The organism is Natronomonas amylolytica (assembly GCF_037031205.1).
Lineage (GTDB): Archaea > Halobacteriota > Halobacteria > Halobacteriales > Haloarculaceae > Natronomonas > Natronomonas amylolytica.
Genome location: NZ_JAYEZM010000013.1, coordinates 20,796 through 33,716, shown reverse-complemented (window position 1 = coordinate 33,716; position 12,921 = coordinate 20,796). Strand labels below are relative to the sequence as shown.

Below are 12,921 nucleotides of genomic sequence, written 5' to 3'. Positions count from 1 at the left end.
GTCGCGGACGGCGGAGATGAGCAGACTTAACCAACAGGATCGGGGTGTGGAACCGTGCGTTGGTTAAGGATTCAAGCGCCGTCTTCGAGCACGTCGATGAGCTCTTCTACTGTGGAACTGATCCGGTCGAGACGGTCGCGAACGATCTCGGGATCGTCCGACTCCCACGCAGCGAGGTAGAACGCCGATCCGCTAGTGTCGAGCCCGCAGTAGCGCCCGACAACGTACGCGACGGCTTCGGCCTCGACTTCGCGTTTCGCCCGCTCGGTGTCGTCGTCGACGTCGAAGTGGAGCAGGGCGTGTGCGTACTCGTGAATTAGTGTCCGCGCAAGGTCGGCCTCGTTCGCCCGATCACGCACCTCAACCCGCGGTTGCATATCGACGAGACTCAGCTGCTCGCAGATGCCCTTCGCCTCGCCGTGGGTCCACTCCTCGGCTGGAACGAGCCGCACCGTCACGCCGAGGTCGTCAGCGGCGACAGTCAACTGTTCGACGAGGTCGCCGGCGTCTCCGGTCGCTTCCGTGTCCAGGTCGGGAAGCGGATCGCCTTCGGTCTGGGAGACGTCGAACACCGGCGCGGGCTTGAACCCGACTAGACCCTTAGACCACTCTTCAGGCGGCGTCTCGTCGTACTCACAGTCACTGTCCTCGTGGTAGCTCGGCGAATTCTCGCACTCCGGGCACTGCTTGGAGATGATCGGTGCCCAGATCCAGATGGCCGACTCGCCCTCCTTGACGTGGCGGTCGAACTCCTCCTGCCACGTACGGTAGCCCGCAACCCGGCTCGCCTCGGGACACTGCCGCTTGATGAGGAGCGTGTTCCGATACGAGTAGTCGTGGAAGCGACTCTGGACGTCGAGCCACTCCTGGAACTCCGCGCTAGCCTGCGCGTCGTCGACGCCGGCGACGAGGTCGTCGATCCACTGTTCGATAGTGCTGTTCATCTCGTCGGATCGCGTGTCGGTCTGGTCGAAGGAGACCGACGAGTCTCTGGTCGTAGCCATTGTGTTCACCGAATCGAGTTCACGGCAACTGCGTCTGCTCAGACCGCGCCGCACCCCTCAGGGGCGTTCAAAAACCGCGCTGTCGGTCAGCGGAGCTCGTGGCGTTCGTCTGCGAAGCCGACCGAGACGAGGTACTCGAGGAACTCGTCGAACCGTTCCACATCGCTGGGCGTGTCCGTCGCAAGATGACGCGCCCACTCGATGGCCCACTGGAAGGCGGGATCCGTGCCGCCCTTGCCGTGAATGTACCACCACCGGGCCGCTTTCAGCACGACCAGCGGATTCGTCGGCGGCTGCTCACCGGCGAGCCCACGGGTGATGGATTCGATTTCGTCGGGGATGTCGGCGGGATCGACCTCCGCTGATTGCGTGTTGTCGACATCGACCGGGATCTCGTCGATCGAGACGTTGTCGGGACTCTGTTGTTGACTCACTGGAAGTCACCTCTGAGGGCTTTCGAAGGAGCCCTCGCCCTCTCGGGGGCACGAAAAACAGGTCGCGAAATCACGCCGGCGGGAGGTAGACGCTCTGTTCGCCGGCGACCTCTATGTGCTGAACGTGGAACTTCGCTTGTTAGTCAACTACTGGTTGGACTGGCAGCCGTTCGAGGCGGCGATGGCACGGGATACAGAGAGTCAGCAGGTTACTCGGTACATCTGCATCGTCGACCGACTGGTCTGGGTCGTCGTAGAACCGGCGCCGAGGAATCCGGTGGTGAACCGGGAGATCACGTCCGAATTTCTCGCGGTGAGCTTCGCGGCCCATTCCGCAGCGCAGGCAGGACTCGTTGTCACGGGTGATGATCCCCTCACGGATCTGTAGCCAGTTCGAGCCAAACGGAACTGTCTCAGTATCTGACTGACGATAGTTTTCTAGATAGTCCGAGTCGGCCGCTTGAAGGGCCGTTCGCCACGTTCCGAATTCACGCTGATACGGGTCGATGGTGAAATTCCCGTGTTCGTTCATTTCCGTCGTTGTCGGTGGATGGCCCAGATCATCCGTAACAGCCCGCAATTCGGCTAATAACTCATCCCGTGGAACTCGCCACCGCTCATTCGGCTCGAAACCGGCAATTCGTAGAGCTTCATTCCACGAACCGAATCGCTCCTGATAGACTGCCGCGCTCCATTTCCCCTGTTCTCGCATCTCATCCTTTCGAGGGACATGGCCTAGCTCTTCGGCGAGACTGTTGAGTCCGGATATCAGATCCTCTTCGCTCACATCCCACACGGAGTGGACTTCCAACCCAGCCTGTCGAAGAGCACAATTCCAGGTTCCAAAAGCCCGCTTGTACGAATTCGCGGTATAGGGACCACTCTGGTCCATTACATCTGACGTGGGTGTTCGACCTAGTTTCTCAGCGAACCCCTGTAAGGCAGTAATGAGTGTCTCCTCGGAGAGGTTCATATCGACATTCGGTTCAAAACCGGCCGCTCGTAGTGCTGCATTCCACCCTCCGAATCGCTTACAGTATGTCTTCACCGAATACTCGCCGTGATTACTGTATTCGCGCTCTGACGGAGTTCCCCCTACGATGTCGACAACTGATTTGAGATCAGTAAGGAGGTCCTCTTCGGGCGTCGGTGATCGTCCGTTTGGGTCGTTTGTTCCGGTTTGAAGTCCGGCAGCCTCGAGTGCGTTATTCCACGACCCGAACCGATTCCCGTACGTCTTCGAAGCATGAGGCCCTGAATCGTCCATCTCACTTTGTGAGGGAGGACGACCGAGTTCCTCAGCGAACTTCTGGAGCCGATTTAGTAGTTTATCGTCTGAGTACAGCTTCTTGCCCATGATTTCTGAGGGGATTGAGTCACTCAGATTGGTCCCGTCTCGGTATTTGAATGTCCGCTCTGGTATCTGTGATGCGTCATCCTATCGATTCTGGCTGCCCCGCACCCATTCAGGGGCCCGAAAAACCGAGACTCAGGCAGTTAACCAACAATAAGGAAACCCACGCGGAGTATGTTGGTTAAGAACAGAGCTTACTCTTCGCCCTCACGCAGCTCTTCAGCCTTCCACTTGAGCCGGCGCAGAATCTGCGTTCGGTTCTGGTGGGCGTTCTCGTAGGCAACACACTCTTGGAGGGTTTCCATATCTGGAATCGTCGCGATCCCTGCCTTGATCAGGCGCGTGTTCGGTGCCTCAAGCCGCTTTTCAGGCGGAAATTCGTCTGACGCCTCTGAGTCGTCTGTAGAAGTACCCATAACGGATGCCTCCACCTATCGAGGGCACGAGCAACAGCAGAGAATTGAAGCAGTAGATCTTGGGAAGGTACACCCACTGCGAATGAGACCATCAAAATAGAGGCCTTCACGACAGGATTCGCGCTGTCTCGAAGCCCAATCAGGCTTCCGAGGATTCGAGCAAAACGAGGTTCTGAACAGGGTACGGGTTATTCTCGCCGGCGAACTCGTCCTCAGGGACGTAATGCCAGAGGTGGCCGTCTACCTGGTAGAGAAACGACTCGTCGCCTTCTGCTTCAACTCGCACTCGCTTCCCGAGTTATCGTCTTCTTCCCAGCCGATGACGGTCAACGGCTCGACGGGCCATTCAAAGAATTTGACCGAGTCACCAGGCTCCAACTCTTCAAAAGTCTCTATATCCCCCTGCTGTGGCTCTCGCGCGTCGAGAGTCGGATTATGCTCAATAGACATGGTCTCTGGGTACGCCCCTACTCACTTAATACTGTCAGCAGTGGATTCCAGCCGCTAGAACGGAAGCACGCCTGGCGAATCTTCTCTCCGACTGCTCTTAGCCCATCGCCTCTTGGAACCGCTCGCGCAGCGCGTCCTCGCGTTCTTCGAACTGCTCGACTTTCTCCTGCAGGTCGTCGCTGACGCGCTCGATGCTCGCCAGCGCTCGTTCGCCGGCCAGCGAGGCCTGCGACCCGTCGTCACCGTCCGCCTCTAACTGCTGCTCGTACGCCTGCTCGACGCGTTCGATCGTACCTTCCGGGTTGAACAGAATGTCGTTGGCGATCCGAACGTACTGATCGAGGGATGCCCCCTCTTTCCCCTGGAAGAAGTGGGTGAGGGCGTACGTCGCGCCGGAATGCAGCGTCCACATATCGATCTCGAAGGGCGACGCCGCATTGGCTTCCGCATCGCCGGCGGCACGCTCGGCCAGGTAGTCCGGGAAGCCCAGCAGGGTGTAGAACTCCGTGACGGTGAACGGTAGTTCGGAGAAGTCGAGGTCGATGTCCTGCGCGTCCCGGATGAACTCGAAGAGGTCATCGGCGACGAGTTCGACCTGTGCGAGGAGTTCCTCCCACCAGGTCCGGAAGTTCCGGACGTCGCCGACGTGCTTGATAACCTCCTTGTCCGTGAGCGAGCGCATCGTGTTCGAGCAGTAGCCATCCTGGGCGAACCCCTCCACGTAGACGGCGTGCTCGCCGAAGAAGTCGTAGCCCGATGTGACCCCCATCGTGATCGGGTCCGACCGGCCAGGGAGGCGCACCTCGAGTCCATCGAACATGATGTCCATATGGACCTCGCCGCCACCCCGGTAGCGCCGAATCTCGCCGAACATCACCTCACCCAGCGGCGTCCCGTCGATGGTCTCCTCGCGGAGGACCTCCTCCAACGGCCCGTAGACGTCGACCGGGTTGATGATCGCGTACGAGTCGGTGGGCACGTGGAACAGTGGGTCCTCCTCCGCGGCCCCATCTCGGGCCTGCTCCCGAGCGCGACTTGGCTCGACGAGCGCGTTGAACCGCTCCGTCTCAACCCACTCGTCGGTGTACGGATTCTGGTACGCCACGGTCGTCTCGACGGCCCGCGGAAGATCGCGAATCGCCTCGGCGAAGGTCACAGGGTCTGCATCCCCGTGTCGCTCTCGGTACCACTCTGGTAGTTCGGTGTCGGTACGCCCATCGACGCCAGCGAAGATGGTTCTGGACTCTGGATCTTTCATCTCAGTCACCTCAATTGAGGAATCCTCGTCGACGTGCGACTGCATCGTCTCGCGCCCTGCGCCCCTCTCCCGGGCGCAAAAACAACACCACGTTAACCAACGCCCGTCTCTGAATTGCGGGAAGTGTTGGTTAATTCAGATCCAGTCCACGGCTCGGATCAGATGTCGGAACTACTCAGATTCGTCTCTCCGTACCCGGACCTGCTCAGGATTTGGAACCCAGGGGTGTGCTTCCCAGCAATGCCGAGCGTGACTATGCGGTGAGTCGAACTCTCTACTACAGGATCCACACTCGTAGGTGGCATCGGGCCAAGGCTCGCTGACGAACATCGCTGTCACCGTCGTCGCCACCGGCTCGGGGGCCTCGCTCCGCGTAACGTACCTGTAGCCGAGAACCGTCCGTTGCCCCATCGCTGTTCGGGCGATCTCGGTTGGCTTGTCCTCGGGGAGATACACCCAGCGAACGAAGTCGTCGACCGATTTCTTGGCTGAGGGCTGGAGGATGAACCATCGCTCGTGGTCATCTCGGAACAGGTAGCGTTCGGTCCCCCTGTTTTGGAGGTATATTGGGTCACCCCTGCCGGGGACGAGCCGTAGTCCGAGCGACGGCGATACCGGTTTCAAAAGCTGGTCGACGACCGATGGGCCGTCATCTGTCTGGCTGTCCGAATCAGCCTCCGCTCCGAATTCATCGAGACTGGCATTCGTGGTCACGGGGACCACCTCCCGAGTGAGGCCTGTTCCCGGTCGGACTCAGCTGGAACTTCGCAGAGAAACCGCCACTTTGGCTGCTCTCGGATCTGCTTATCGGGGCGATTTCCCGCTTGGCCGGGGTCCGTTTTACCAGCACAGTGCCAGCCCTTGTCTCTGAGCGCTTTGATCATCGAGCCGTCGAAGTCGGCTCGCACGAACGTCAGCAGGAGCCGAACCCCTCGTCGCCGACCGTGCCGACGCACGAATCGTTCCATCGACCGGGCGAGGGCGGCAGAGGCGAGATTGGGGAAATCGACGCCGATGCAAATCCTTGCTGCCTCGACGATTTCGTCACCCTCGAATCGCGTTCCGTCGTACTCCAGCGAGCGAATCAGCGGATAGCGCCACGTAATCGCACCTAGTAGCTGGTCCTGGTAACAGAGTCTGTGATGGACGAGATTCGTCCGGGGGACATCGTCCATATAGGAGTGATGTGCTCCGTAGATCGCGCCGGCGACATGGCGCGGAATCGATTCGATATGGACGCGCTCTGCGAACCGCAAACCGAGCGGCGCCGTGACCGGCTGCCCCTCCCGATGGATGGGACACGAGCACCCCTCGGGGGTAGGCGTATACTGGAAGCCGGTACTCCGTATTTGGTCAGGAGAGTGAGTTTCGGTCACGAGTCGGTGTCGTCGGTGCGCTCCTGTCGGTCGTTGTATCGCTCCAGTTCGCGCCCGATTTTCTCGAGCGCCTCGACACCACGTTCGAGGAGCTGGTGGGTGGCTCGCGCCAGTCGAAGCATCTCCATCAGTGCTCCCCCTCTGGGGGCTCGATGAGGTTGTTGCTCTCTTCTGCGAGTTCCTGGATCACCCGTTCTACGTCAGCCTCCTCGGTAACCACCCGATGTGCGAGCGGGGCAGGATATGCCCGGTCACCCTGGCTGCAGAGCACGACCAGCCACTCGTCGCTTCCATCCCCGAGCACGATGTAGTGGTCGCGATCAGCGCGCTGGAACACTCTTCGATCAGGGCGGGAGACGGCTCGCCAGTTCTCGGGGAGCGTCGGTGACGGCCGTCCACCGTCGGCGAGGGCGACGACGTCGTCGGTAAGGGTCGCCATCGCGGTGTCGATCTCCTCGCCGGTGAGGTGCCAGCACGCCGCTGCACCGTCGCACTCCAACTGTGAGACCACCTGATTCCGGAACGCGATGTAGTGCTCACGGGCGAACTGCTCGTCGTCGTAGTAGTCGAGCAGGAGTGCGCACGCGAGCTGGGCGGGCCCGCTACCGGTGTACCCCCACTCGAACCCGCTCGGACTGTGGTTGACCAGGCCCAGACTGCGCTCGAGGGAGAGTCGCCGATGCTCCGAGAGGTTCAGGACGACGGCTTGGCCGTCGACGCGGAAGCCGACGTATTCGACTGTGTCTCGGTGGGACTGTGCGGGCGATGCTTCTGGAACCGATTCCGAACTTGCTACAGGTACATTCCCATTCATTCGTTGCTCGCGGGCGGTTCGGTGACCCCCGCACCCCTCTCAGGGGTTCCACAAACAGGACGGCGTAGCGTTCGGCAACGTATTTGGCAGTTGCAACGTACTGTCCACATAATTGAGGATGGCTGTACTGGACGTGCTCTCGGGGTTCGAGTTCGAGGACGTGATGGAGGACGTGTTCCGCAACCTCGGGTACGAGAACGTCCGCCAGGCCGACCGCACGGCTGACGAGGGTCGCGACGTCATCATGGAGGAGGTCGTCGACGGCACGCGGCGTGCGATCATCGTCGAGTGCAAGCACACGGGGACGGTCGGGCGGCCGGTCGTCCAGAAGCTCCACTCGGCGATCGCGACCTTCGACTTCGACGGCCCCAAACGCGGGATGGTCGTCACAACCGGCCGGTTTACGAATCCCGCTCAGGAGTACGCCGACCGCCTCCAGCAGAACGACGACCCACACCTAATCGAACTGCTCGACGGCGAGGACCTCCGGGAGATCGCCGACGAGATCGGCCTCGACCTCTACAACGGGCGCATCGAGATACTCTGCGACGAGACGCTCCGCCCGTACGACCCGGCCGCCGACGTCGACGCGGCCGTCACGGAGGCGTTCCGCGACATCGAGAACATTGAAGCCGCCGACCTTCCAGACCCACACTCATCGGTGACGTTCCGCCCGGTGGTCGCTGTCACCGCGGACACGAACGCTGTCTTCGAGACGTCGGTGGGCGTCATCCACCGGATCAACGACCGGACCCGATTCGTCGCCCACGCCGAACGCGGGCAGCCGCAGGTCGTCGATGAGGACGTCGGGACGCTGGTCACCGAGAACCTTCACGCGACGGTCGACCTCGATGCCGAGCAGTTCGGAGAGGTGTTCGACGCCGTCGAGGAGCGCCGGTTCGGACAGACCCAAACGGAGTACAAGGAGTGGGCCGTCGAGCGACTCCAGCAACACCACACGACGACGGTCACCTACACCGGCGACAACAACGTCACGTACAACAAGACTTGCGAGCCGAACCGCTCGGACATCTCCGTCCAGTCGATTGAGCCGGTGTACCTCCCCGAAGTTCGGCACACCACCGACATCCAGGAGTACACCTACCCCTACGAGTACTACGCGGCAGGCCCGTCAAGAGTGACAGCCGAGGACGGCATCCACCGCTGCGTTCATTGTGACACGAGCGGCGGCGACGAGACGTACACCTACTGTCCGAACTGCGGGGCCATCGCCTGCTCCAGCCACATCAAAACGGAGCGGCTGGAAGGCGAGCCGATCTGTTCGGGCTGTGCCGTGACGGAACGGTTCGCGCTGAAGACGAAGTACTTCTACGACGAGGAGAACCTCGAAGCGTTCCGCGAGGAGTACGCCGCGATGCCGATCCATGAGAAGGTGATGGAAAACAAGTGGCTGGCCGGGGGAAGCGTTGTCGCGACGCTGCTGGTCGTCGTCGGACTACTCGTCATCGGCGGCATCATCTGAGCGGGCTAAGCGTTCATGCCGGCTCAGCGACCAGCTCTTCGAGCGCGTGCTCAAGCGGGCCGTGGAACTGCCAGCTGGCCCGCTCGAAGGCGTCCTCGGTCGGACCATCCCACTGGGGGAACGCGGAATGACCACTCACCTTGACCGTCCACTCGGACGGCTCCTCGAATGGGTTCCGGGTCGGGAGTTCAACGACGTAGAGGTACTCTTCGTCGCCGTGGATGCCGTCAGCCGGGTTCTCGACACCGTGTCCCAGCAGGAACATCGGCTGGTTGAGGTGCTCCATATTGTCCGGATCGAGGAGATCCGAGGGTTGGTCAGCGTGGATGCTCCGATCACGCCCTTCGTCCACGTAGAGGGTCATCGTCGAGAGTGTGTCGAGGAACAGGAACTGGGCAGCGGCGTACGCAGGCCCGCGCTCTGTTCGTGTCTCGTCGAGCAGCTGCTTCAGCTGATTAAGGTCACGGAGGACGCTATCGGGATACCCGTCCGAGTGTCGGTAGATTTGTGCGATGCGGTCGGTATCGGACTGTTCGCCTGCGGTCTCGCTCCGTTGGATGAATCGGAGTTGACTTCGTGTCGACATCGATCACCGCCGACGCCTGTGCGCCGGCACCCATCGCCGGCGCAGAAACAACCTCTCCTGGATCGAATGGAGTCGCTGGAATCTCGACGAAGGGTTGTCACTGGATAACTTAAACCCGGTTAAAAATGGATTCCGAAATTCGCAAGACTGCAGTCGGGTGGGACCCTTGCTCGGAAACTGATGCTGTTCCAGCCCAAAGGTATGCGTATGTCATCGGAGTCTGAGAGGGGCTCACCACTCCCCGATCCAGATGAGATTGCCAGGCGGGCCGAACGGCAGCGTAGTCTGTACGAGGAGGCCGCCGAGAATCCAGACCGGGTGGTGCCAGCGATGTTCATCGAGGACTGCGCCCGGTGCGAAGCGCTCGCCGATAAGCGGCGTCGTGAGGGCTTCTATAAACACTTCTATCGGACACTCCCTGACCGAGAGACGGCGAAGCTGTCCAGCGACGATCTCCCCGAGGAGATTCAGTCTGCTGCGCCCGTCCATCGTGCAATCGATGATACGACTCTCGAGGACGAGAGCGCGGACGTGGCCTCCGTTTCGGAGCTGTGGGAGCAGATCGGTACTGGTGAGCACCCGGGCAAGCTGTGTCAAGCTCCGTTGGTCCACTACATCGACCGTGAGGACTGCTATATCCACGCAGAACCAACGCGGGTCGGCTTCAGCTATGGCCTCCCCGTATTCGTGTATAAACGCCGGCAATCGGACAACCACTACGGAGTCTTCTTCTCCAGTGAGAAGGCGTATCTGTGGCTCTGTGGGTGGATTCTGCACGCCAACGGATTCTTCGACCCGAAAGAGTTCATCCCATCACTCTACTTCTTGAAGGCCTCGGACCCATCCACAGTTGCTCCTGAGCTGGTGTCCAAAACAGAAGATCTCGTGTTTCGTAACGGATTCCCCGGCGTAGACGCGCCCGAAATCACAGACCTGCCGGACGGGGTCAATCTGTACCAATTCCCGTACAGCAAGGACACGTATGCGGATCAGTTTGCTCGATGGCGCCGTCTCTACTTCGACGAGCGAACCCCTCGTGGATGCGGGTCCTGCGACGTGTGTCAGGCGTAAATTCACCGCCTTAACGCGTGCTCTACGCCAGGTGCGACACCTCTGATGGTTCCTCGACGTCGTCGAACTCGCCGCGCTCGACAGGTTCCCAGTCCTCACCCGGCTCTGGACTCCACCAGTCGACCTTGTAGGCGCCCGGTGCGCCGAGGATCTTCACGCGGGCCGACCCATCAGGCAGGTCGCGACGCAGTTTCTCGTCGACGTGGAGGTTCCAGGTCGTGGTTGTATCGAAGCAGGCGAGCACGGCCTCCTCGTAACCGCGTGTTTCTCGGGATTCTTGGAGTTCGACCTGGGTGTTGCAGTTCTTGCAGAACACCCCCTCGAAGGGGATGTGAGTGAAGACCTCCTGCCCGCAGACGGGACACCAGAGGAACTCGAACAGTGCCTCACTGTGTCGATCTAGTACTTCGAGGGTCATTGGTTGACTCACCCGGTCGTACCGGGCCACCACCTCGTGCCCGGCCGAAAAACAGCGCCCAGCGCTCACCCACTCACCGCTCGGCGCCGTAGACGATGCGTGAGGGGGATTCGTACCCACAATCGGGGCAGTCATACCACCGCTGGACTTTCGCCCCGTCTGCCGCCTTCTCGCCGACGCGAACGTCGTCGTTCGGACACTTCGGGCAGTTGAGGTCCGGTGCGGGCCGCTCCCGGAGCTCGTCACGGAACGATGTCGCATCCTTCGTCTCGTATCCCCGCGACCAGACCGGGTAGCCGTCGACGAGAATCACCCCGCGCCACTTGTACCGGTAGGAGTCCGGCGCACGATGCAGCACGGCTCGCGCACCGGTCTCGGTGTTCCGATACGCGAGTGTCGGCGAGCGGCTCTCGCGTCGCCAATTGGTGATGGGAGGCATTATTCAGAAGTGGACGTCAGCGGGCACGATCCAGAGCTCTTCACTCTCCTCGAGGAGTCGGTCCAACTGTCCACGGTGGCGAATGCCGGTTCCGTGTTCGGTGTACAGAAAGATCGTCGGGCCGTCGTACGCACCGACCTTGTGGAAGGCGTGCCGGGCGAGGTCCTCGTCGCGCATGATCTCCTCGTCGGAGAGCTCCTCGATGGCCTCCTTCACCCGGTCGAGATTACGCTCGAACTCTTCCTTCGTCGCCTCCCACCCACGCTCGAGGAGATCCTGGCCGTCGTCGGAGTCGACGGGAGCTGCAGTCGGGAGCTCGCCCCACCGCGCCTTCCCCGCAACGGACGTGTCCTCCTCGTCGAAGGGCACATAGTAATCGAAGACGGCGCCGGCGTGTGGGTCCGCGCCGACCAGGCGGTCGAACACCGTCTTTCCGGTGGCCAGCGCGTCGTCGTGCGTCGATGCCTCTACCAGTGCGTAAATCACCATATGCATCTCGAACACCTCGAAACACCGACGCACCGGGAATCGTTGCTCGCTCCAGCTGCGCCGGCACCCATCGCCGGCGCTCGAAAAACTCTCCTCGTGACGGCGGATTCTCAGGACTCGTCCGCTCGTTCGACAGTGATGGTCAGGTCGCCCGACGCGTAGTCTGCCTCGAAGTCGACCGCGAACGCGTCCGACTCGTAGGCGGCGTGGTAAGCACGGTGGCGTTCGAGCGAGCCTGTCGCCTTGAAGTGGAAGAACGCGGCCGCCGTGTAGGGCTTGCTCTGTGTTTCGACCTGCGACTCGACGGATGCGGGGAGCGCGATTTGGGGCGTTTCCGTGTCGATACTCGCAGCGAACTCTTTCGCTTCCTCGACGGTTGCTTGCGAATGTGCCGGTGTCTCGCCGGTCAGCACGTTCACCGGGGTTTCTGTCTCGTCGGTGAACAGGACGTCTTTGAAGGTGTGTGTTCCGAGGATCGCCTCGGGATCCAATTCGCAGTCGTGAAACGGGTCGTCGTCTGAGGTCATCGAATCACGAGCCTATGGCGGGGCTCACCCATTCCGACCCCTGAAAAACAGCAGCTGCCACGAAGCAGATCGACCTAGGAGTGGTTCAGGCTCGCCTTCTCGAAGGGTGATTCTCCGGTCGGAATGAGCAGCTCCTGTCGGTCTCCGACTCGCTCGGCCAGCTTCCGTTTCAGGTACTGTCTCGCCGTCGATGGCGTGAAGACGCCCTTGTCGAGCATATCGCCGACGACGTCTTTGAGGGCCGCGAACTGGCCCTGCAGGTGGCCGTCGCCGACCGGCTCGCCGTCGTACCAGCGCACCGTCGCGAGCGCGCCGTTCCCGACTGTCTCTCCCTGTTCGACCGTCTCCGAGTCGTACTGGAGCCCGAACCACAGCGTCCGATAGGCGGTCACCTCGAACGTCGTCGACACCACGAAGAACGCCTCGTGGTGGAGGTAGTCGAGATGGTCCGCGACGATCTCGTCGAGGGTGAGCCCGGTAGCGCGGGGCTTCGGCTCGACGACCGTCGACGGTCGGTCCTTGCCGGCGAGGCAGCCGTCGACCGCATCTACCTCGAGACCATCGGCCAGTTCCGCCAGCAGCTGTTTCGCCCACTTGGAGTCGGTGTCCTCGCCACCGAACGGCGACTCAGCCGAGATTCGGTGCTTGAGCTTCAGGTTCGCTGCGCCCCAATGGCTGTAGTGGAGCGTGTACTGTCCGTCTGTGCGTTCGTACGCAACGAGTGCGCGGTGTCCCATCGAGCAATCACCTCACGGGGCGACCGCGACTGGATCGCCCCGCACCCCTCCTGGGGGACGAACAA

At 61.3% G+C, this 12,921-nt stretch carries 18 protein-coding genes and 1 pseudogene; 2 read left to right on the top strand and 17 right to left on the bottom strand.

All coding sequences use genetic code 11. The annotated features are described in order from the left end of the window. Positions 1-71: 71 nt before the first annotated feature. The 11 genes and pseudogenes from U5914_RS15900 to U5914_RS15855 form a co-directional block, all read right to left on the bottom strand. The gene (locus U5914_RS15900; protein WP_336136722.1) at positions 72-1,004 is read right to left on the bottom strand and encodes an ArdC-like ssDNA-binding domain-containing protein; all 933 of its coding nucleotides are present in this window, start codon (positions 1,002-1,004) and stop codon (positions 72-74) included. An 86-nt stretch (positions 1,005-1,090) separates the two neighbouring features. Next, positions 1,091-1,438: a DUF8013 domain-containing protein gene (locus U5914_RS15895; protein ID WP_336136721.1), complete on the bottom strand. Its 348-nt coding sequence runs from the start codon at positions 1,436-1,438 to the stop codon at positions 1,091-1,093. Between the two features lie 139 nt (positions 1,439-1,577). After that, the gene (locus U5914_RS15890) at positions 1,578-2,225 is read right to left on the bottom strand and encodes a homing endonuclease associated repeat-containing protein (RefSeq protein ID WP_336136720.1); all 648 of its coding nucleotides are present in this window, start codon (positions 2,223-2,225) and stop codon (positions 1,578-1,580) included. A 30-nt stretch (positions 2,226-2,255) separates the two neighbouring features. Next, a pseudogene (locus tag U5914_RS16930) lies at positions 2,256-2,795 on the bottom strand (homing endonuclease associated repeat-containing protein); the annotation flags it as partial. 191 nt (positions 2,796-2,986) lie between these two features. Then, positions 2,987-3,208 carry a DUF8129 domain-containing protein gene (locus U5914_RS15885; RefSeq protein WP_008580598.1) on the bottom strand — a complete coding sequence of 74 codons (222 nt, stop codon included), beginning with the start codon at positions 3,206-3,208 and terminating at the stop codon, positions 2,987-2,989. A gap of 240 nt (positions 3,209-3,448) precedes the next feature. Continuing rightward, positions 3,449-3,658 carry a hypothetical protein gene (locus U5914_RS15880; RefSeq protein WP_336136719.1) on the bottom strand — a complete coding sequence of 70 codons (210 nt, stop codon included), beginning with the start codon at positions 3,656-3,658 and terminating at the stop codon, positions 3,449-3,451. 97 nt (positions 3,659-3,755) lie between these two features. After that, entirely contained in the window at positions 3,756-4,961 is a 1,206-nt protein-coding gene (locus U5914_RS15875; protein ID WP_336136718.1) for a hypothetical protein, read from the bottom strand. A 126-nt stretch (positions 4,962-5,087) separates the two neighbouring features. Then, on the bottom strand, positions 5,088-5,630 hold the full coding sequence (locus U5914_RS15870) for a hypothetical protein (RefSeq protein WP_336136717.1): 543 nt from the start codon (positions 5,628-5,630) through the stop codon (positions 5,088-5,090). Next, positions 5,627-6,292, bottom strand: a complete 666-nt coding sequence (locus U5914_RS15865) for a hypothetical protein (protein WP_418766786.1) — start codon at positions 6,290-6,292, stop codon at positions 5,627-5,629. Before U5914_RS15865 ends, U5914_RS15870 begins: the two co-directional genes overlap by 4 nt. Continuing rightward, a complete protein-coding gene (locus tag U5914_RS15860; protein WP_336136715.1) occupies positions 6,289-6,420 on the bottom strand; it encodes a hypothetical protein in 132 nt (43 codons plus the stop codon). The genes U5914_RS15865 and U5914_RS15860 overlap by 4 nt, the downstream gene beginning before the upstream one ends. Next, positions 6,420-7,106, bottom strand: a complete 687-nt coding sequence (locus U5914_RS15855; RefSeq protein WP_336136714.1) for a DUF6166 domain-containing protein — start codon at positions 7,104-7,106, stop codon at positions 6,420-6,422. The genes U5914_RS15860 and U5914_RS15855 overlap by 1 nt, the downstream gene beginning before the upstream one ends. 118 nt (positions 7,107-7,224) lie before the next feature. On the opposite strand from U5914_RS15855, the gene U5914_RS15850 reads away from it, so the two are divergent. After that, positions 7,225-8,589, top strand: coding sequence for a restriction endonuclease (locus tag U5914_RS15850; RefSeq protein ID WP_336136713.1), 1,365 nt, complete (start codon positions 7,225-7,227; stop codon positions 8,587-8,589). 13 nt (positions 8,590-8,602) lie between these two features. Here U5914_RS15850 and U5914_RS15845 read toward each other — a convergent pair whose 3' ends face one another. Next, complete coding sequence (locus U5914_RS15845; RefSeq protein WP_336136712.1) at positions 8,603-9,175, bottom strand: hypothetical protein; 573 nt, start codon at positions 9,173-9,175, stop codon at positions 8,603-8,605. 207 nt (positions 9,176-9,382) lie between these two features. Between U5914_RS15845 and U5914_RS15840 the strand changes: the two genes are divergently transcribed. Then, entirely contained in the window at positions 9,383-10,246 is an 864-nt protein-coding gene (locus tag U5914_RS15840; protein WP_336136711.1) for a hypothetical protein, read from the top strand. 22 nt (positions 10,247-10,268) lie between these two features. Here the strand turns inward: U5914_RS15840 and U5914_RS15835 are convergent, their stop codons facing one another. From U5914_RS15835 to U5914_RS15815, 5 genes are all read right to left on the bottom strand, one after another. Beyond that, positions 10,269-10,664, bottom strand: a complete 396-nt coding sequence (locus tag U5914_RS15835; protein ID WP_251344673.1) for a DUF7567 family protein — start codon at positions 10,662-10,664, stop codon at positions 10,269-10,271. Between the two features lie 73 nt (positions 10,665-10,737). After that, positions 10,738-11,103, bottom strand: a complete 366-nt coding sequence (locus tag U5914_RS15830; RefSeq protein WP_336136710.1) for a DUF7568 family protein — start codon at positions 11,101-11,103, stop codon at positions 10,738-10,740. Positions 11,104-11,106: 3 nt separating this feature from the next. Further along, positions 11,107-11,598, bottom strand: a complete 492-nt coding sequence (locus U5914_RS15825; RefSeq protein ID WP_336136768.1) for a DUF7995 family protein — start codon at positions 11,596-11,598, stop codon at positions 11,107-11,109. A 104-nt stretch (positions 11,599-11,702) separates the two neighbouring features. Beyond that, positions 11,703-12,119: a DUF8025 family protein gene (locus tag U5914_RS15820; RefSeq protein ID WP_336136709.1), complete on the bottom strand. Its 417-nt coding sequence runs from the start codon at positions 12,117-12,119 to the stop codon at positions 11,703-11,705. A 74-nt stretch (positions 12,120-12,193) separates the two neighbouring features. After that, positions 12,194-12,856: a DUF6735 family protein gene (locus tag U5914_RS15815; RefSeq protein WP_336136708.1), complete on the bottom strand. Its 663-nt coding sequence runs from the start codon at positions 12,854-12,856 to the stop codon at positions 12,194-12,196. Between the last annotated feature and the right edge of the window lie 65 nt (positions 12,857-12,921).

Bases quoted from the DNA above. Each gene is read 5' to 3' on its own strand.
- U5914_RS15900 (WP_336136722.1), bottom strand. From the start codon at position 1,004: ATGGCTACGACCAGAGACTCGTCGGTCTCCTTCGACCAGACCGACACG.
- U5914_RS15885 (WP_008580598.1), bottom strand. From the start codon at position 3,208: ATGGGTACTTCTACAGACGACTCAGAGGCGTCAGACGAATTTCCGCCT.
- U5914_RS15880 (WP_336136719.1), bottom strand. From the start codon at position 3,658: ATGTCTATTGAGCATAATCCGACTCTCGACGCGCGAGAGCCACAGCAG.
- U5914_RS15875 (WP_336136718.1), bottom strand. From the start codon at position 4,961: ATGCAGTCGCACGTCGACGAGGATTCCTCAATTGAGGTGACTGAGATG.
- U5914_RS15860 (WP_336136715.1), bottom strand. From the start codon at position 6,420: ATGGAGATGCTTCGACTGGCGCGAGCCACCCACCAGCTCCTCGAACGT.
- U5914_RS15855 (WP_336136714.1), bottom strand. From the start codon at position 7,106: ATGAATGGGAATGTACCTGTAGCAAGTTCGGAATCGGTTCCAGAAGCA.
- U5914_RS15850 (WP_336136713.1), top strand. From the start codon at position 7,225: ATGGCTGTACTGGACGTGCTCTCGGGGTTCGAGTTCGAGGACGTGATG.
- U5914_RS15845 (WP_336136712.1), bottom strand. From the start codon at position 9,175: ATGTCGACACGAAGTCAACTCCGATTCATCCAACGGAGCGAGACCGCA.
- U5914_RS15840 (WP_336136711.1), top strand. From the start codon at position 9,383: ATGTCATCGGAGTCTGAGAGGGGCTCACCACTCCCCGATCCAGATGAG.
- U5914_RS15835 (WP_251344673.1), bottom strand. From the start codon at position 10,664: ATGACCCTCGAAGTACTAGATCGACACAGTGAGGCACTGTTCGAGTTC.
- U5914_RS15830 (WP_336136710.1), bottom strand. From the start codon at position 11,103: ATGCCTCCCATCACCAATTGGCGACGCGAGAGCCGCTCGCCGACACTC.
- U5914_RS15825 (WP_336136768.1), bottom strand. From the start codon at position 11,598: ATGCATATGGTGATTTACGCACTGGTAGAGGCATCGACGCACGACGAC.
- U5914_RS15820 (WP_336136709.1), bottom strand. From the start codon at position 12,119: ATGACCTCAGACGACGACCCGTTTCACGACTGCGAATTGGATCCCGAG.
- U5914_RS15815 (WP_336136708.1), bottom strand. From the start codon at position 12,856: ATGGGACACCGCGCACTCGTTGCGTACGAACGCACAGACGGACAGTAC.